The following is an 18,642-nucleotide window of genomic DNA, read 5'->3' on the forward strand; positions in this document are numbered from 1 at the left end:
GAATCCATCGACGAAACCTGGCGCCCTTATCTGGAGCTATTTGTCGTGCTTGAGGAGATAGTCGATGAACTTCGCCCGGAGCAGCGGCTCTTCCTCGCCCAGATCGTGTCCCTCGAACTCACGGAACATGGCGTACGCCTCGTCGATCGTCGGCCCGACGGTGTTGAACGCGCCGTCCAGGCTCGCGGCGGTCTCGGCGTCGGGCACGTGCCGCAGCACGGACCAGAAGAAACGGACGTCCAGGCGCTCTCGGGCGACGTGGAACGCCCGCTCGCGCAGTTCCTCCGTGGACAGCTCGTCCAGGGCGGCGAACTCCGGCGATTCGGTCATGATCCGAGCGTAGCCCGCTGATCGGCGGGGCTGCCGGCCCGGGTCAGCGCTCGTCGTTGGTCCACCGGTCGGTGTCCCAGGCCACTGCCCGGTTCTCGGTCGGCTGCGCCGGCAGCGACGACCACGAGTCGGTGCGGTCACCCAGGGTGCTGCCCCGCGGCGTCGTGGTCTGCCATGGCGTGTCGTCACCGGCCGACTTGGGCCGGCCGAACGTCTCGACGAGGCGGGTCACGATCAGCCCGACGACGACGGCGCCGGCACCGAGCGCGGCCGTCGTGACCTCTTCCCAGCCGCGCTCGGCGAAGTAACGCTGGCCAACGACCAGCAGCGCCACCGCGAGGACGGTGCCGAAGATGCCACCCCGGCGGCCGTACGCACTGGTGCCGCCGAGCAGCGCGGCTCCGACGGCGAGCGCGGTCCACTCGAGCCCGCTGGTCGGTGCCACCGGGCCTTCGGACGCGGCGGCGAGCAGGACGCCGGCGCCGGCCGCGAGCGGCATGGAGATCGCGATGGAACCGGCCGTGAGGACCGCGGCCACCGAGCCGCGGCGGCGGGCCGGGTCGGCGACCGGGCGGAACCGGCCGACCGAGCGCCGCACGGACTTGACGGTGCCGAGCAGCCCGCCCAGCACGGCGATCACCGCGACGCCGACGAACAGGTAGAGCGCGTGGTCCGTGGGGTCGTAGCCGCCCTGCACGTTGACCGGTGCGGGCCGGCGCTCGATGAACACCAGCGTGCCGGCGGCCGCCGCCAGGCTCGCCGCCCAGCCGGGCACGTGGAACGCCACCACCAGGAGACCGGTCACCAGGCCGAGCACCAGCGCCGCGACGGTGGCCTGGGCCAGCGTAGGCACGAGGCCGCGGTCACCCTGCTCGGCGAAGTGCAGCGCGGCGGCGACGGCGACCGGACCGAGTGCCAGGTTGACGGCTCCGGCCCGCAGCGTCAGCCCGGCGCCCATGGCGAGCAGGCCGAGCGCCGCACCGGCGACGAGCAGTTGCTCCAGGGCGTTGCCTCGTAACGCTCCGGAGTCTTCCCGGATGAGTAGGAAGCCCACCCCGCCCACGGCGAGCAGGAGGAGGACCTCCCACACGATGTGGAACGCGAGGCGGTCGCGGCCCGGCTCACCGTGCGCCGGATCGTCGAACACGTCGTCGAGCACCGCCGCCGGGACAGCCTGCCGACCGGTGTCGGTCGGGTCGCTGGCGCGCAGGTCACCGATGCCGAAGTCGCCGGGCGGCGGGTAGTCGTCCGGGTAGTCCCCGGAGATGCCCGCGTCGGTGCCGTCGCCCGCGCGGCGCCGGTAGATCGATTCGTCGTAGCCCATCAGGTGCGCCTTCCTACCATTCGCACGCACCCTAACCGCGCCTGTGCCCGCCCGTCACCCCCTGTGCATGAGCGGTTCTCGCGCTTACTGGTGGGTAGTACGGGCGTCGTCGTCCCGGTTCTCGTCCTCGTCGCGCCGCTTGGGCACCCGGCAGGCGCGCTCGAGCAGCAGCGCGGCGACGACCAGGATGACCGAGCCGACCACACCGCCGATCGCGGCCGGCAGGTCGTGCCGGGCGGCGTCGGTGTGCTTGAAGATCAAGAAGATCAGCAGGCCGGCGAAGAAGCCGCCGAAGATCGAGCCGACCAGCGACGACGCCTTGGCGAGCACCGCGAACCGGGCCACCGCCAGCGGGTCGACCGGGGGCCGGCCGGGCTTGCGGGCGATCCTGGCCCGGGTGTTGAGAGCCAGATAGCCCTCCAGCACGCCCAGACCGGCCAGCACGGCGGTCGGCGACCAGGGCAGGTCGGGCAGGCTCGCATAGGTCATGCTCACCAGCAGCCAGGCCAGGGCGGCGGCCACCAGGGCGGCGAGCACCAGCGTCGCCGGCTGGGTGGGGCCCATCCGCGGCCGGTGCGGCCCGTGCGGGCGCGTCGGAGGCTGCTGGCTCATCCCGCCGACTGTATCCGGAGATCCGGCCGGGCACGCACCGCCGCGTCGTCGGTGGCCGCCGGCTCGGCCGCGAGGAGATCGACCAGCCGGCCGTGACCGGGCAGCTCGCCGGCGGGCTCCAGGTCGGCCCACGGGCGCAGCACGAAGGCCCGCAGGTGGGCCCGGGGGTGCGGGAGCGTGAGTTCCGGGTCGTCGCTGGTCACCGGGCGGCCGGCGGCGTCGGCCACGGTGATCACGTCGACGTCCAGCGTCCGGGGGCCGAACTGCCGCTCCGGGTCGCGTACCCGGCCCTCGGCGGTCTCGATGGCACGGGCCCGGTCGAGCCAGCCCCGCGCGTCCGCGGCCGGGTCGTCGACGACGGCCACGGCGTTGAGGTAGCTCGGCTGGTCCGGATCGCCCCAGGGCGGCGTCTCATAGACACCGGACACCGCCACGAGTACGGGCCGCAGCGCGGCGACCGCGGCACGCAGGTGGGCCAGCCGGTCACCCAGGTTGCTCCCGAGCGAGAGCACGGCCCGGGTCAGTGCTCCGCCCTCCCCCGGCGCATCCGGACCGACACGTCGGCGAACTCGTGCGGGATCGGTGCGTGGGGCTTGTGCACGGTCACGGTCGCCGTGCGCACCCGATCGTCGTCCAGACAGACGTCGAGCAGGCGGTCCGCGAGCGTCTCGATCAGGTCGACCGGCTTCCCGGTGATCACCTCGACCAGGCGGCCGGCGAGCACGCCGTAGTCGACGGTCTTGGCCAGGTCGTCGTCGCGGGCGGCGGCACACAGGTCGAGCTCGAGCACCACGTCGACGAGGAAGTCCTGGCCCTCCGCGCGCTCGGCGGCCAGCACGCCGTGGCGGCCGCGGGCCCGCAGGCCCTTCAGGGTGATCCGGTCGGTCATCGTTCTCCTGTTCCGGCCAGCCGCGGGCGCCCGCTGGCCCGCCAGACGGCGATCGCGTCGGTCGTCTCCCGCACGTCGTGCACGCGGACGCCCCAGGCACCGGCGGCGACGGCCAGCACGCTGGTCGCGACGGTGGCGGCCTCCCGCTGGTCGACCGGGCGGGGCGTGCCGTCCGGCGCCGCGAGCAGGCGCCCGAGATAGGACTTGCGGCTCGCACCGAAGAGCAGCGGGTAGCCCAGCGCGAGCAGCTCCGGCAGCCGAAGCGTCAGCTCCCAGTTGTGCTCGGCCCGCTTCGCGAAGCCCAGGCCCGGGTCGATGACGATCCGGTCGGCGGCCACCCCGGCGGCGAGCGCGTCGTCGACCCGCTGGCTCAGCTCGTCGCGTACCTCGGTCACGACGTCGTGATAGGTGGCCAGGTCGGCCATCCGGCGCGAGTGGCCACGCCAGTGCATCAGCACCCAGGGGCAGCCGGCCTCGGCGACCACCTTGGCCATGTCGGGGTCGGCGAGGCCGCCGGAGACGTCGTTGACCACGGCGACGCCGGCCTCGAGCGCGGCCGCGGCGACGCCGGCCCGCGTGGTGTCGATGCTCATCGGCACGCCCCGGGCGGCCAGCTCGCGGATCACGGGCAGGACCCGGGCGGACTCCGTCTCGGCGTCGATCCGCTCGGCGCCGGGCCGGGTCGACTCACCACCGACGTCGACCAGGTGTGCGCCGTCGGTGTGCATGGCGACGCCGTGTGCGACCGCGGCCGCGAGACCGCCGCCCGCGTCGGTGGAGAAATATCGCCCGCCGTCCGAGAACGAGTCGGGCGTGACGTTCAGGACGCCCATCACCACCGGGTCGGGCGACCGCAGCAGATCGGCCACTCGTAGACGGTACCGAACAGGCTTCATGGGCCCGCGCTCGAACTCCTGTGCCACACCGGTCACACGCGCCACGGCCGGCGCAACGGGGCCGAAACCTCGTAGCTTGTTAGACGAAGGACGCCGCCGTACGCTTTGCAATTGCTAATGATTCCGGCGCCAAGACGAGGGAGACAGGCAGAAACCGGGACAAAACACCCGAGTATGAGACACCGTTAGCGGTGAGCGCACAACACCCGGGCCGGCGGACACGGCGTACGACAAAACGTCACCCGAAGGCCTGACAATCACAGTGCCGCGGCTCCGCCGGCCGTCGGCACCGGGGAGGTTTTTCCGATGATCGCCACTGAGCTCGTCCAGCAGGCGTGGGGCGCATCCGCGCATGCCACGTCGGGCGTGCTCGCACATGTCATCGCGGGCGCGGCAGACCCGAAGGGCATCGACACACAGGGCATCGTCAGCTTCTTCGCTGGCAAGGTCGCACCCATCCTGCTCGCCGTGCTCGGCGTGATCTTCATCGGCCGCGCGAGCCGGGGTGAGATCTCCAAGGTCCTCACCAGCTCCGCGATCGCCATCGTGGGCCTCGCGTTCATCGCGGGCGCGGCAACACTGTTCTTCGTCGGCGACTACCTGATCCAGCTGATCTTCGAATAGGCCGCGGAGCACGAGATGCGGCTGCGCACCGACGACGACATCTACCGGGCCCGCCTGGTCTACCTGGGTCCGCCCGGATACACGCTTCCGGTCCACCTGCCGTACGCCCAATATGGGCTGTTCATGCTGCTGGTGCCGCTCTACATGTTCATCCACTGGCTGTTCACGTTCGACGTCGAGCTGTTCCCGGCCTGGGAGATCGCGCTCGCCATCGTGACGACCTCGTTCATCTTCCGCCACGTCGATCCCGACCGCCCGGCGCGCGTGGTGATCCGCACCGCGCTCACCGACTGGCGCCGCACCCGCGAGCCCGCCGTCGAGCAGCGCGACCCGCGCCTCATCGCGACCAAGATCCGGATTCGCGAGGAGCTGGTATGACCCGGCACAACGTTGGCGCGTTCGGCGAGGTCCGCGCATGAATCGACCCGTCCCGCCGGAGTCCAGTCCGGCCGACACACAGTCCGGGAGTCATGGTCACCGTCCGCGATCAAGTGACTACCCAGAGACGGATCTTGATGAGGACCGCACCGACAACGAGCTCGTGACCACGCCGGGGCACGGGTCGGTGGCGGTTTTCCAGGCGCCGGGTCCGGCCCGGTCGCGGCCGACGGACGAGCGGGGGCGGACCGTGCCCGCTGGTCGGCGGCCCGCGCCGCCCGAGGCCGACATCGACTCGCCGTTCCTGGACCTCTTCGGCGGCGCGACGCCGCCGGCCCGCGCTGAGCAGCCGACCGATCCTGCCGGTGGCCGTCATTCGGCGCTGGCCAACGGGAACGGTGCAGGCCCGGCCCACCTGACCGACGACGACCCGCAGCCGGTGGAGCGGCTGGACCCGTCACGGGCTGAGCCCTCGCGGGCTGAGCGGTCCCGCGCTGAGCTGCCGTCGGCCGAGCCGCCCCGCACTGAGTCGTCGCGGGCTGATTCGTCGCGGGCTGATTCGTCGCGGGCTGATTCGTCGCGGGCTGGCTCGTCGCGGGCTGGCTCGTCGCGGGCTGACTGGTCCCGGGCTGAGCTGCCATCGGCCGTGCCGCCCCGCGGTGAGTCGTCGCAGCGTGAGTCGTCGCGCGCTGAGTCGTTGCGGTCTGACAGGTCGCGCGCTGAGTCTGATTCGTCGCGCGCTGAGCGGTCCCGGTCTGAGCCATCGCGGGCTGAGCGGTCGCGGGCTGAGTCGCCGCGGGCTGAGTCGCCGCGGGCTGAGTCGCCGCGGGCTGAGTCGCCGCGGGCCAAGTCGTCGTGGGCCGAGACTTCGCGGCCGGGCGATCCGTCCGTCGATCCGCAGCGCTACGTCAGCCGGGCCAACCGGCCGCCGTCGGGCATGGAGCGGCTGCCGGAGCCACGCCAGGACGTGCATCCGCGGCCCGAGCCGCGGCGGCGGCCCGACGCGCCGACCTCGAGCCGCCTCGCCGCGCCACAGCCGGCCCGGCCGCGGCGCCCGGCGACGGGCGTACCCCCGCTGCCTGCTGGTCCGGAACGCGGCGCGGAGGTGGCGCCGCGTCCGGAGCGCGCGCCCGACCTGCCCGGCGCGCAGTTGCCGGCGGTCCGGGAGCCCGCGCAGCCGCCGCGCCGGAAGGGCAAGGAGCGGCGGGAGCCCGCGAAGAAGCCCGTCACGGTCAAGCCGCCGGCGATCAAGTTCGGCGACCGCGACCCGGCCATCGGCCTGGCGATCACCGAGATCGCCGGCCACCTGACGTTCACGCCCAACACGGTGACCGCGTGGTACTGGCTGCCCGAGGTGCGCTGGGCGTTCCGGCCGGACGCCGAGCGCGAGGCGCTGCTCTCCGCGATCTCCGAGCAATATGCCGGTCTCGCCGGCTTCCGGCTGCACCTGCGCCGCACCACCCGGCCGTTCCCGGCTGACGAGTGGGCCCGCACGGTCGACGCGCACACCCCGTCGCCGCTGGCCGGCGTGCCGGGCGCCACCTCCTGGTCCGACCACCTGGTCGCGGCACAGCGGCACCTGCTCTCGGTCAACCACGCCGAGGGGCAGACCTACCTGGGCGTGACGTTCGCCCGGCGGTCGCTGGGCAACACCATGACGGAACGCGTCCTGCGTACGTTCGGCCGCGGTGTCGCCGAGGGTGAGCGGCGCAAGCTGAGCCGCACGGTGGAGCAGTTCGACGAGGTCCTCGGCGCGTTCGGCATGCGCGGTCGCCGGGTCACGCCGCACGAGCTCGAATGGCTCCTCTACCGCTCGGTCGCGCTGTGCATGGCGCCGCCGACCTCGCTCTCGCCGGTGACCAACGGGCAGTGGGAGCGCGGCGACCTGCTCGGACTGACCGAACAGATCGAGCGCTACCGCACGCCGTACGGGTCGACGGTCAAGCTCGTCAACCGGATGACCGGCGAGGAGCGGCACGTCGCGGTGCTGGCCGTCGGCCGCATGGAGCCGCTGGAGATCCCGGAGCGGCACGAGCCGTGGATGCACTTCCACGAGCGGCTCCCGTGGCCGATGGAGCTGTCGTCCCGGATCGACGTGCTCGGCTCCGGCGACTCGTTCCGCAACCTCGAGCACCGGCTCCGGATGATCCGGTCACAGCAGCTCGACTACGCCGAGCACGGCATCGACGCACCGCCGGAGCTGGAGCGGCTGGCCAAGCGCGCGCTGGTGATCGGCGACGAGATGACCACGGGCCTGCCGGTCGAGTCGGCCCGCGCGCACGGCTGGCACCGCATCGCGGTCGGCGGCCGCACCCGCGACGAGTGTCTCGAGCGGGCCCGCCGGCTGATCCAGCTCTACTCGCGCGAGCTGCGCATCTCGCTGCAGCACCCGAAGAACCAGGACTGGCTGGCGCGCGAGTTCATCCCGGGCGAGCCGATCGCCAACACCGGCTACATCCGCCGCATGCCGGTCAAGCTGCTGGCCGCGGCCCTGCCACAGGCGGCGTCCACGGTCGGCGACCGGCGCGGCGACCTGATCGGCCGCACCGCGGGCACCTGCCGCCGCCCGGTCTTCCTGGATTTGCACTTCCCGATGGAGGTACGCGAGCGGTCCGGCCTGGCGGTCTTCGTGGCCGAGCCCGGCGGTGGCAAGTCGACCCTGCTGGGCGCGCTGGGTTACCTCGCGGCCCGGCGCGGGGTCCAGGTCACGCTGCTCGACCCGTCCGGCCCGCTGGCCCGGCTGTGCGCGATGCCGGAACTGCGGCCGTTCTCCCGCGTCCTCAACCTGACGGGTTCCGAAGCGGGCACGCTGGCGCCCTATTCGCTGATCCCGACCCCGTCGCGCGCGGAGTTCCCGCTGGGCGCGCCCGGTGACCGCGAGTACGAGATCGCGGTCTCCAACTCGCGGGCCGAGCGCCGAATGCTGGTGCAGGACATCTGCCAGATGCTGGTGCCACCACAGGTGGCCCGCCAGGCGTCGACGGCCACGCTGCTGCGCCACGCGGTGCGCCAGGTCCCGGCCGAGGAGACCTCGACGCTCGACGACGTGGTCGCCTGCCTGGCCGCGATGGACGACGACGACGGCAAGGAACTGGCCAACCTGCTGCTGGACACGGCCGAGATGCCCCTGGCCCTGCTGTTCTTCGGCCGCCCGCCGGAGCACCTGCTGGGCGCGGACGCGGCGCTGACGGTCATCACGATGGCCGGCCTAAGGCTGCCGGACCTGAAGATCGAGCGGGAGTACTGGTCGGCGGAGGAGGCGCTGGCGCTGCCGATGCTGCACACGGCCCACCGCCTGGCGGTGCGCAGGTGCTACGGCGGCTCGATGTCGTCGCGCAAGCTCGTCGGCCTCGACGAGGCACACTTCATGGAGGGCTGGCGCTCGGGCCGCTCGTTCCTGGTGCGCCTGGCCCGCGACTCCCGCAAATGGAACCTGGCGGCGCTGGTGGCGTCACAGAACCCGCGCGACATCCTGGGCCTGGACGTGCAGAACCTGGTGTCGACGGTCTTCGTGGGCCGCATCGCGGAAGACCAGGAAATCGCCTCGGAGGCGCTGCGCCTGCTCCGGGTCCCGACCAACGACGGCTACGAGGCCACGCTGGCGTCATTGTCTAATGTGGACACGTCATCGGCCGCACGGCTAGGCTTCCGCGAGTTCGTCATGCGCGATGTGGACGGCCGGGTCCAGAAGATCCGGGTGGACGTCTCGTACGTGGACGGCCTCCTGGACCACCTGGACACCACACCGGCGGTGGCGGCCAACACGCCGTCCATCCTCCCGCCGGGCACCCCTGCTGCTGACCTGGAGGAGTAGATGGCTCGCGCGCGAGCACGGGTAGCCTCTCTGGTCCTCACCCTGCTGGTAGCGGCCGCGGCCACCATCAGCTGGCCCGCCCTCGGCGCCACCGCCGCCCCTCTGCCTACCCGCGCCCCGGGTGACGTGTGCTCGATCGAGCAGTGGGAAGGCAACTTCAAGGCCTGCGTAGACAAGCTGCCGGACGTCGCTGCGGAACGCGCCCAGTGTCTCAAGGCACCGACGCCAAGCACGCCCGACGCCGGTCTAGCGGGCTGGTTCGGCAGCCGTCCCGAGAGTTCGACCAGATCCGGTCTTGTCGGCATGTACGGCACTTATGGCTACGCGGGCTATAGCTACACGACGTACGACGTCGAAGGTGGCTGCGCTTCGAGCGTTCTACACCCTGATTACCGCTTCCTGACCACGGTGGCCAACGGGGAGTTCATGATCGCCACAGCGGTGATCGGTGCCTCAAACGCCGTCCGTGAGCGCGCGTGGGATCCGCAGTCGATGTGGGGCTGGGCCGATCCGCTGGTCGACCAGGCGACAAAGGCCGTCTATTCGAAAGTCTTCACGGTATTCGGGGTCATTACGCTTGCCGTCGTTGGCCTTTACCTCCTCTGGCGTTCCCGCCAGTCGGACATGAGCAACGCGATGACCACTGCAGGATGGGCGCTGTTGGTCATGGTCGCGGTCACGGCCCTGGCGGCTTGGCCGGTCAAGTCGGCGAACGTCGCGGACGGCACCTTGGTGAGCGCCCTTGGTGTCGTACACGACGCCGTCGGACCACAACCCAAGACCGGTCCTTGCGTCCTTGGTGATCCACAGGCCTGCAAGGACAATCGGCCGCCCGCGGTTCGGGCCAGCGACACTGTTACCGAAACCATGCTCTACCGGAACTGGCTGCGTGGCGTCCTTGGTTCGGCCGACAGCGACACTGCCAAGAAATACGGCGGCGCCCTCTACGACGCCAAGTCGTTCACGTGGTCCGAACTGGAGCAGATTCGCAGCAACCCGAAGAGCCGTGACGGGATCATTGCCCGGAAGAGCAGCCAGTGGATGAAGGTTGCGGAGCAGATCAAGTCCGAAGATCCCGAAGCCTACGAATATCTTCAAGGCAGCCGCGACATGGAACGGGTCGGAGCAGGATTCATCGCACTGCTGGCGGCGATCCTCTTTGCGCTGTTCGACCTGACCGCGTCACTACTCGTGCTGCTGGGCTTCCTCATCTTCCGATGGGCCGTGATCGCGGCGCCGATTCTCGGCACCGTGGGTTTGATGCGGCCTGCGAGCGCCGGCATCCGTCGACTTGCGAACGCGGTCGTAGCTGCCGTCTTCAACATCGCGATCTTCGGGACCGGTGCTGCGATCTATCTGTTCGCCGTCGACCTGGTTATGAACACACCCACCCTTCCGGGCTGGCTCCAGGTCGTTCTCGTTTGGCTTTCCGGCGTGGTCGGCTGGCTGTTGCTCAGGCCATACCGACGGATCACCCAGCTGGGCGGGAAGGACAGCACCGCCACGATCACCTCAGCTGGATCCTGGCATCGGCGGTTCTTCCGTGACATGCGGGAAGCGGCAAAGCTCGACGTCGTGGAGCCGGGTGGCACGGCGGAGCCGCGGCTCGGAAAGGGACGCGGCGTCGTCACGGAGCAGACTTCGCTTCGGCCCGAGGCAAGACACGAAGATCCGAGCCACGCTGCGCCGACCGGCAGCGAGCGGAACCGGCCGGAGGAACGCTCGGACGTTCCCGAGCCGGCGCCACAGCGCGCCCCCGCCACCTCGCCGCGGCGGCGCCAGCCGGCGAGATGGGTCGAACCCGACGTACCGGACGCCGCGCCGGCGAGCTACGCGATCTACCGGCCGGAGGCGCCTAAGGACGTCCCAGCAACGCCACCACGGGTCCGCTCCGAGGCGAGGTGACAAGGTGCGGCGGGTACTCCAACTACTCGGTACTTCGGTACTCCGCTCGCGACTCGGTGTTGCCGTGGTGTTGGCCGTCGTCGTCTTCGCCGTCGTCGGTGTGGCTCGCGTGTTGGCCGGCCCGGAGGACCGGACCACCGGGGGCCTCCAGCCGGGAGTGGCGTCCACGACGACGGAATCACCGCACTCTGTTGAGGGCGACGATGGCGTCGTCGAGCCCGCTCCAACAGCGACGGCTGCTCTCGACCCAGGACCCAGCCTGAGCCCGGGCACTCAACAGATCGAGAGGGTCGCCAAGGACTTCGCGGAGGAATGGCTCAATCGCACTGCGAAGGCGGACGCCTGGCACGCGGCCCTCGTCCCCAACACGACGCGCACGTTGGCTGAGAAGCTCGAAGGCGTCGACCCAGTCGTCGTCCCCGCCGAGCGGCTGACCGGCGCCGCAACGGTGGTGCCACAAGGTAGCGGGCTGGCCGAGGTGAGCTATCCGGTGGACTCGGGCACGCTGGTGCTGCGACTGGTCGTCGAAGAGGGCCGCTGGCTGGTGGATGGCGTCGACTGGGAGCGCGGATGACCCTGACCGAGGAGTTGGATCACACCGCCCGACGGCGCCGCCCACGGAAGGTCGTCCTACTGATCGCCCTGACCGCGACACTCTCCGTGCTTTGTTGTGCAGGTGGCATGGCGGCCTTCTTCCTGGATGGCTTGAGCAATGAAGACCCGGTGCTCTCCACCTACGGTTGTGGGGCGGGAGGCCCGTTGCCGTCTAACGGAGACATGCCACGTCTGTCGGGCTATAGCGAGGCCCAACTGCGCAATGCCGCGACCATAATCAACGTCGGCGCGCAACTGAAGGTGCCACCCAAAGGCTGGGTGATCGCAGTCGCGACCGCGATGCAGGAGTCGTCCCTCACGAACCACGGCTATCTCGGCGCGCGTAACGACCACGACTCGCTCGGTCTGTTCCAGCAGCGACCGAGCCAGGGATGGGGCACGCCCAAACAGGTGCAGGATCCGGTCTACGCGAGTCGCAAGTTCTACCAGAAACTGGTCAAGGTTCGAGGCTGGGAGCGCATGCCGCTCACCGAGGCGGCGCAGGACGTGCAGCGCAGCGCATTCCCAGACGCTTACGCGAAGCACGAGCCGGACGCCGCCGAGATCGTGAACTTGCTTGCCGACGGGGCGGCTCGTGCGGCCGGGGCAGACGCCGCACTGGCGTGCACAACGATGGGTGAGGTCGCGGCCTCAGGTTGGACCACACCGGTGAAGGCGGGTCTGGTTTCAGGCTTCCGCACCGACGAGCGACCGGACCACCAAGGTGTCGATCTCGGTGCGTCCCGCGGCGATGACATCCTCGCGGCCGCCGCCGGCACCGTAATCGTCTCGCGCTGCGATAACGACTCGGCGCCGCCGTTCCGGTGCGACCGCGACGGGTCGGTGTCGACTCCCGGTTGTGGGTGGTACGTGGATATCAAGCACGCCGGAGAGGTGATCACCCGCTACTGCCACATGCTGTACCGACCCAAGGTGCGGGTCGGCCAGACGGTGGCGGCCGGTCAGCCGATCGGCATCGTCGGCACGAGCGGCCACTCGTCGGGTCCCCACCTACACTTTGAGGTGCACCTGAACGGCGACCGCAGCTCATCGGGTGCGACTAACCCCATGGTGTGGATGCGGGAAAGGGGCGCGCCACTCGGCACCGGCGCATGACGTCGGCCGTCGGCGCGTGGAGCGGAGAGGACGGATGAGCCGCGAGCCGATGCCAGATCCCTTCGCCGGCCAGCCCGACTGGGCGCCGAGGCCGCCCAGACCGATCGTGCCGGTGGCCGCCGCGAACGTCGACGACCTGCGCGGACGCCGCCTGATAGTCGGCTTTCCGGGCGCTGGCTGGCGCGGAGACCTGCGCGCGGACGACCGCATTGTCCAAGGCAGCCGCACTTATGTACCGGCGATTCCGGAACAGGAGTGGTACCGCGCAGAGTCCGAGCAGGTCGAGGTATTCGCGCCGTTGGTGCCGGTGGAACGAGTGTGGGTCGAGACGTTTGGCGGCAGCTCCGGCGTTGGCGCCACGGGCCATCGCGACGTGATATCTCGCCTGGTCTCGCTCGACTTTCCGGCCATCCGTCTGCCGGTGCCCGCGGTCGACGTCGACGCCGTCTCGGGTCGACGCATCGTGCAGGTTGTCGACGGGGTCGAGCGACGGGACCTGCGTGCGGTCACCGAGGTCCACACGAACGCGGAGGGCGACATCTGCGTGCGGCTCGCAACAGAGTTGGAGTGGTACCGATGGGCCTGGAGCGGACAGGCACCGAAGACTCTCGAAGTCCCGGTGCATCTGCTCTGGATCGAGTAGTTAACTGATCCGTTGCGCCGAACACACGCGCCATCCGCCGTTCTCGTCGATGACCGTGAACTGCCATTGCTGGACCGAGCGTTCCGCCGCGAAGATCCTGAGCCCGATCTCAGTAGTGACGTTGCGGTCGTTACCGACGGGTTGAACCTGCAGCGATCCCCAATCCACCAGAATCTTCACGTCGAAGCCCTGCTCGCGCCGCTCGATGTCGGCCTTGAGTTCCTTGATCGGCTCAAGCCCTTGGTCCTGGGCGCAGGAGTAGAGCTTCGCGGTTGCATCATCTCGATCGACAAGTTGCGCGCCGAGGTAGTTGGCAACAACGACGTCGGGATTCTCACGGTCGATGGCGGTTGCTTCGTCGTAGAGGTTTATGCCTACGCCGACTCCGCCCAGGCAGAGGAGGGTGAGGACCCCGGCTGTCACCATCAGGAGGAGGCGGAGCGGGCGCGTGCCTCGCTCTGCCAGGGTCGTGCGTGTGGGGGATGCGGCGGCCACATGCCGAGGTTAGCCGTACGGCGCGCGGTGGGGAGCGTGGGACATTCTGCCGCGCTGCTATACCGTCACTCCGGGAGGTGAGCGGTGTGTCGAGGGCGCAGGCGCGAGCCTTGGAAGCCGCCGCACTGCACCGTCAGGCGGTCGCCGTTGTCGATGCCGCCGAGGCGGCCATCGCTGGTGTGCGGGCGCCGGTCGCGGACGAGCGGGCGCAGCACGATCTCGCTGAGCGGCTGCGGGCCGCCGCCGGTGTGCTCACCCCCGGCTGGCTCGGTGGGCAGCTTGACGCTCGGTTCGAGGACACTCCGCTCGGTGGGCAGCGACTACCGGGCTTCGTCCGCATCGGCACCGCGCAACCGCTCGACGACGCGCGGTTTCCGGCGATCGTGCCCCTGCTTGGGACCGGCCACCTGACCGTTGACGCCGATGCCCGTGACCCGCGGGTGGCCGGGCTGCTCCGCGCGCTCCTGCTCAGGCTGCTCGCGGCCGCGCCGGCCGGGTCCGTGCTTGTCCGAGCGGTCGACGCCGCCGGTGGCGGGATGCTGTTCGCGCCGTTCGCCGCCCTCGCCGATGCCGGGCTCATGCCGCCGCCGGCCACCGACCGCACCGGCCTGCGGGCCGTTCTCGCCGAGGCCGAGCAGTGGGTGCGCCCCGCCCGCCCCACCGCCGTCCGGCACACCCGGCGCGAACGTACCCTCCTCGTCGTCATCGCCAGCCTGCCCGAGATGACCGAGACCGCCGACCTGACCCGGATCGCCGCGCTGGCCCAGGCCGGTCCCGATGCCGGCCTGCACCTCGTCGTGGCCGGCTGGCCACCGCCGCCGCTGACCCTGGAGAGCACGCAGCAGCCGCTGCCGCTGGCCACCCGGATCGCCTTGCGCAACCCGTACGCCCTGGTCAGCGATCCGCCGGGGGCGAACTTCGCGACGCCGCCGCAGGTCGGGCTCAACGCGCCCGTGTTCCTCGACGACGACCCGCCGCCGCACCTGTTCGAGCGGGTCTGCGCCGAGCTCGCCGCCCAGTTCGCCGCCAGCGCCCGGCTCAGCCTCGACGACCTGCTCCCCGACGACCCCGACGAGACCTGGGCCGACGACTCGGCACAGGGGCTGGCCACCGTCGTCGGACAGGACGGTGACCGCGCGGTCACCCTGCAGTTCAACGACCTCACTCCACACTGGATGATCGGCGGCCGGTCCGGCGCCGGCAAGACCGCGTTCCTGATCAACGTGTTGTACGGCCTGGCCACCCGCTACGGCCCCGACGAGATGACGCTCTACCTGCTGGACTTCAAAGAGGGCATCTCGTTCGCCGAGTTCGTGCCGACGGAGCGCGACCGCAGCTGGCTCCCGCACGCCCGCGCCGTCGGTGTCGAGTCCGACCGGGAGTACGGCCTCGCCGTCCTCCGCGAGCTCGACGCCGAGATGGGCCGCCGCTCCGTCGCCTACAAGAAGGCCGGCGTCACCCGCTTCACCGACCTGCGGGAGACCCAGCCGCTCCCGCGGATCGTCTGCGTGATCGACGAGTTCCAGGTGCTGCTCGCCGGCACCGACCGCGCCGCCACCGAGGCCGTCACGCTGCTCGAGTCGCTGGCCCGCAAGGGTCGCTCGTACGGCATCCACCTGGTCCTGGCCAGCCAGACCGTGCTCGGCGTCGAGGCGCTCTACGCCAAGCGCGACTCGATCTTCGGCCAGTTCCCGGTGCGGGTGGCGCTCCCGGGCGGCGGCGATGTGCTGGAGCCGACCAACGACGCGGCCGCCGGCCTCCCGCTCGGCGCCGCGGTGGTCAACACCGCCGGCGGGCTCGGCGGCCCACGCGGCGCGACCCGCGGCCACGAGCGGGTGGTCCGCTTCCCGGACCCGCACGCCGACCGGTCCGCCCTGGTCAAGCTCCGGCACGCCCTCTGGGAGCGCCGCCGGACCGAGGCCGCACCGCCCAAGGTCTTCGCCGGGTACGCGCACCAGCACCTCAACGACGACCCCACCTTCCGGGCGGCGCTGGCCGGCCGGGCCACCCGACCGGCCGCGCTGCTGGGCCGCCACATCGACGTGCCGCTGAGCACGGCCGCGTTCCCGCTCGACACCGCGCCCGGCCGGCATCTCGCGGTGATCGGCCCGAGCACGACCGGTGCCGCGGTGCTCGACGCCGCCGCCCGGAGCGTCGCCGCGCACCACGCTCCGCGTACCGCCCGCTTCGTGATCGTGTCCATGATCGCCGAAGGCGACGAGGTGGCCGCCCAGCTGGGCCGTGACCTGGCCGAGCGCCAGGAGGTCGAGCTGGTCACCGCGGCCGGCCTCGCCGACGCGCTGACCATCGACCGGCCCGGCTACATGGTGGTGTTCGGCATGGACGCGCTGGCCGGCGGTGCGTTGCCACCCGACCGGCTCCGGCTGGTGCTGCGCACGGGTCCCGGCCGCGGCGTGCACCTGCTGTCGTGGTGGCGGGGGCTGCGCCGGTTCACCGACGAGGTCGGCCCCGCGGCCCGCGAAGACGTCGCCGGCCTGGTCTTCCTCAACGTGCCGGCGTCCGACGTGACGCTGCTGCTCGGCCGTCCGGTCGACTGGCAACCGCGGGAGAACCGGGCGTTGCTGCACGACCGGCACACCGACCGCACGGCCGTGATCGTGCCGTTCGCCCGCCCCGAGGCCGACCGATGACCACCGAGCAGCCGACCAACGGCACGCCCTACCCGTTACCGGAGCAGGCGACGGCCGTGCCGGTGTTGCCGCACCAGCCGTCCTACGGCCACCCGCACCGGCGCGAGGACACCGACCCGGGCACGGCCTGGGCGGAGTACTGCGCCGCCGCGCAGCACCTCGACGCCGTCCGGCGCGGAGCGGCCACCGCGGCCGGCGAGCAGGAGCGGACCGTGCGGGCGGCCCGGGACCAGGTCACCGCGGTGCGTGCCCGGCTCGTGCCGCAGCAGGCCCGGCTGCGCGAGGCCGGCGTACCCGATGCCGACCTGCGCCCGGCCCCCGTCGACGCCGAACGGGCCAACCGGGCGGTCGCCGACGGACCGGCCGCCACGCTGGCCGCCCTCCACCAGGCACGATCGACCGCCGACCGGGCCGACGCCGCCCTGCTCGGCGTGCCCGGCGCGGCCCTCGGCGCGGCGACGGGGCCCAGCCGCCCGGTCCGCACCTGGGTGCGCAACATGCTGGTGTACGGCCCGTTCGCCGGCGCGGTGCTGGCCGTACAGGTCGCGCTGCTGATCACGGCGGGCGGCACGGCGATGTCCAAGTACGCGCTGGGCTGCGGCCTGGCGCTGCCGCTGGCGGCGCTGGGCTTCGCCTGGGTGACGATCGGCGCCGCGTTCCCGGCCCCGCCCGGCGGCAAGGTGGACCGGACACTCCCGCTCGGCGCCGCGATCTGCTTCGCACCGGTCCTGATCCTGCTCATCGGCCAGGCGGTCCTGGCCGTCACCGGATAGGCGGTCGCCGCATGCCGAACGTCGAAGAGGTCAAGCTCAACGTCGCCGCGTCGGTCGACCAGACGCAGCGCGCGCTGCAGACCCTGCGCGGCGTCGCGGACTCGTTCGACGAGGCGCTGACCCGGCTCCGGTTGACCGCGATCGGGTCCGGGCATCCGTCCATCGTGGACGCCATCGCGAGCCTGGAACAGGCCCGCTCCCGCCTCGACGAGGCGCAGTCGCTGGCGGCGAGCGCGATGAGCTCTGCCGACAACTTCCGGAGCATGGTCTGATCCTGGCCCGGGTCCGCGGTGGTCCGGACCGTCGCTCCCGCCGGACACCAGGTCCGCGGCACATCAGGTCCACGGCACACAAACCGAGCTGACCAACGCGTCGCGCCGGGGTATGGTCCCGTCGTGCCGCTCTTCGTGATCTCGCCACCCACCACTCGCTAGCGCACATCGCTAGCTGACCCGGCTCGCCTCTTTCCTTCCGAGCCCGGGTCGTCGAGTGGCGCCCGGGCGGCGATGACACGGAGATCACGTTGCAATCGAACTCAACCCTGCCCGTCGGGCGGGGCATCCTCTACATCCTGGCGGCCGCGGTCGCCTGGGGCACCGGCGGCGCGGTGGCGTCCGTCCTCTACTCGACCACGGGCCTCGGCCCGCTGGCGGTCTCGTTCTGGCGCTTCGCGGGCGGAGTCCTGCTGCTCGGAACGGCGCGCCTACTGACCCCGCGCCGAAGCGTTGAACCGGCTGTCCGCGCCGATCCTGGCGCCGAGCGGCGGGTCAAGACAGGCAGGCCCGGGACTCAGCGCGCGCGGTGGCACCACGTGGTGATCACCGGGGCCGGTCTGGCTGTCTACCAGACGGCGTACTTCGCCGCCGTCGAGTACGCCGGCCTGGCCGTCGCCACCGTGGTGACGCTCGGCGCCGGTCCGGTCCTGATCGCTCTGGGCGCCCGCGCCACGATGGGCGAGCGCCTTGGCCGGTCCGGCGCGACGACGGTCGGCCTGGCCCTGCTGGGCCTGACGCTGCTGGTGGGCGGCGGGGGTGGGGGCACGGGAACGGCGCCGGCCCTCGGCCTGGCGTGCGCCATGCTGTCCGCGCTGGGCTACGCGGTCGTCACCCTGCTGACCCGGAACTTGTCTCGCGCGGGCCGACCGACGCCGACCACGGTCAGCAGCTTCGCCGTGGGGCTGGTCTGTCTCCTCCCGCTGGCCCTCCTCGAAGGCCCACTGCCCACCGCCGGTCATGCAGCGACGACCGCGGGCCTCCTCGCCTACCTGGCCGTGATCCCGACGGCCCTCGCCTACGCCCTGTTCTTCGCGGGGCTGTCGGTCGTCCGCGCGACCACGGCCTCCGTGATCGCGCTGGTCGAACCTTTGACCGCGACCGTCATCGCCGTGCTATGGCTGGACGAGCACCTGACCCCGACCACCGCGGCCGGCTCCCTCGTGCTGACCCTGGCCGTGCTGGCCCTGACCCGCACGGAACGCCGGACACGGCTAGCGCCGGAGCCCGCCCGAACCCTCGTCCCGACGGGTCGCGGGGGCTGACCCACACAGCCGCCTTTGCTCTGCTTCCAGATACGCATCACCCCGGGTGATGCGTGGGTGG

General features: G+C 71.5%; 18 protein-coding genes. 11 read left to right on the forward strand and 7 right to left on the reverse strand.

The features are described 5' to 3' along the window. Positions 1-36 precede the first annotated feature (36 nt). From AB0H87_RS09750 to folP, 6 genes are all read right to left on the reverse strand, one after another. The gene (locus AB0H87_RS09750) at positions 37-330 is read right to left on the reverse strand and encodes a hypothetical protein (RefSeq protein ID WP_360142192.1); all 294 of its coding nucleotides are present in this window, start codon (positions 328-330) and stop codon (positions 37-39) included. A 43-nt stretch (positions 331-373) separates the two neighbouring features. Next, complete coding sequence (locus tag AB0H87_RS09755; RefSeq protein ID WP_360142194.1) at positions 374-1,654, reverse strand: ABC transporter permease; 1,281 nt, start codon at positions 1,652-1,654, stop codon at positions 374-376. Between the two features lie 84 nt (positions 1,655-1,738). Beyond that, positions 1,739-2,266: a DUF3180 domain-containing protein gene (locus tag AB0H87_RS09760; protein ID WP_360142196.1), complete on the reverse strand. Its 528-nt coding sequence runs from the start codon at positions 2,264-2,266 to the stop codon at positions 1,739-1,741. Next, positions 2,263-2,790, reverse strand: coding sequence for a 2-amino-4-hydroxy-6-hydroxymethyldihydropteridine diphosphokinase (gene folK / locus AB0H87_RS09765; protein ID WP_360142227.1), 528 nt, complete (start codon positions 2,788-2,790; stop codon positions 2,263-2,265). The genes AB0H87_RS09760 and folK overlap by 4 nt, the downstream gene beginning before the upstream one ends. Next, positions 2,787-3,155 (reverse strand): dihydroneopterin aldolase, encoded by a 369-nt coding sequence (gene folB / locus AB0H87_RS09770; RefSeq protein ID WP_360142198.1) that lies wholly within the window; start codon positions 3,153-3,155, stop codon positions 2,787-2,789. Before folB ends, folK begins: the two co-directional genes overlap by 4 nt. Further along, a complete protein-coding gene (folP, locus tag AB0H87_RS09775) occupies positions 3,152-4,024 on the reverse strand; it encodes a dihydropteroate synthase (protein ID WP_360142200.1) in 873 nt (290 codons plus the stop codon). Before folP ends, folB begins: the two co-directional genes overlap by 4 nt. 333 nt (positions 4,025-4,357) lie before the next feature. On the opposite strand from folP, the gene AB0H87_RS09780 reads away from it, so the two are divergent. From AB0H87_RS09780 to AB0H87_RS09810, 7 genes are all read left to right on the forward strand, one after another. Then, positions 4,358-4,675, forward strand: coding sequence for a hypothetical protein (locus AB0H87_RS09780; RefSeq protein WP_360142202.1), 318 nt, complete (start codon positions 4,358-4,360; stop codon positions 4,673-4,675). Positions 4,676-4,690: 15 nt separating this feature from the next. Further along, the gene (locus AB0H87_RS09785) at positions 4,691-5,053 is read left to right on the forward strand and encodes a hypothetical protein (protein WP_360142204.1); all 363 of its coding nucleotides are present in this window, start codon (positions 4,691-4,693) and stop codon (positions 5,051-5,053) included. A 697-nt stretch (positions 5,054-5,750) separates the two neighbouring features. Next, positions 5,751-8,867: an ATP-binding protein gene (locus tag AB0H87_RS09790; protein WP_360142206.1), complete on the forward strand. Its 3,117-nt coding sequence runs from the start codon at positions 5,751-5,753 to the stop codon at positions 8,865-8,867. After that, positions 8,868-10,772: an MFS transporter gene (locus AB0H87_RS09795; RefSeq protein ID WP_360142208.1), complete on the forward strand. Its 1,905-nt coding sequence runs from the start codon at positions 8,868-8,870 to the stop codon at positions 10,770-10,772. A gap of 64 nt (positions 10,773-10,836) precedes the next feature. Then, positions 10,837-11,346 (forward strand): hypothetical protein, encoded by a 510-nt coding sequence (locus tag AB0H87_RS09800; protein ID WP_360142210.1) that lies wholly within the window; start codon positions 10,837-10,839, stop codon positions 11,344-11,346. After that, positions 11,343-12,482, forward strand: a complete 1,140-nt coding sequence (locus AB0H87_RS09805; protein WP_360142212.1) for a M23 family metallopeptidase — start codon at positions 11,343-11,345, stop codon at positions 12,480-12,482. Before AB0H87_RS09800 ends, AB0H87_RS09805 begins: the two co-directional genes overlap by 4 nt. 34 nt (positions 12,483-12,516) lie before the next feature. Then, positions 12,517-13,125: a hypothetical protein gene (locus tag AB0H87_RS09810; protein ID WP_360142214.1), complete on the forward strand. Its 609-nt coding sequence runs from the start codon at positions 12,517-12,519 to the stop codon at positions 13,123-13,125. Here AB0H87_RS09810 and AB0H87_RS09815 read toward each other — a convergent pair whose 3' ends face one another. Next, complete coding sequence (locus tag AB0H87_RS09815) at positions 13,126-13,620, reverse strand: hypothetical protein (RefSeq protein ID WP_360142216.1); 495 nt, start codon at positions 13,618-13,620, stop codon at positions 13,126-13,128. It abuts the gene before it with no gap. Positions 13,621-13,706: 86 nt separating this feature from the next. Between AB0H87_RS09815 and AB0H87_RS09820 the strand changes: the two genes are divergently transcribed. From AB0H87_RS09820 to AB0H87_RS09835, 4 genes are all read left to right on the forward strand, one after another. Next, positions 13,707-16,271 carry an FtsK/SpoIIIE domain-containing protein gene (locus tag AB0H87_RS09820; RefSeq protein ID WP_360142218.1) on the forward strand — a complete coding sequence of 855 codons (2,565 nt, stop codon included), beginning with the start codon at positions 13,707-13,709 and terminating at the stop codon, positions 16,269-16,271. Then, a complete protein-coding gene (locus AB0H87_RS09825; protein WP_360142220.1) occupies positions 16,268-17,044 on the forward strand; it encodes a hypothetical protein in 777 nt (258 codons plus the stop codon). The genes AB0H87_RS09820 and AB0H87_RS09825 overlap by 4 nt, the downstream gene beginning before the upstream one ends. 11 nt (positions 17,045-17,055) lie before the next feature. Then, complete coding sequence (locus tag AB0H87_RS09830; protein WP_360142222.1) at positions 17,056-17,316, forward strand: hypothetical protein; 261 nt, start codon at positions 17,056-17,058, stop codon at positions 17,314-17,316. Positions 17,317-17,567: 251 nt separating this feature from the next. Next, positions 17,568-18,581, forward strand: a complete 1,014-nt coding sequence (locus AB0H87_RS09835) for a DMT family transporter (protein WP_360142225.1) — start codon at positions 17,568-17,570, stop codon at positions 18,579-18,581. Positions 18,582-18,642 lie beyond the last annotated feature (61 nt).

This window comes from Asanoa sp. NPDC050611, assembly GCF_040654855.1.
GTDB lineage: Bacteria > Actinomycetota > Actinomycetes > Mycobacteriales > Micromonosporaceae > Asanoa.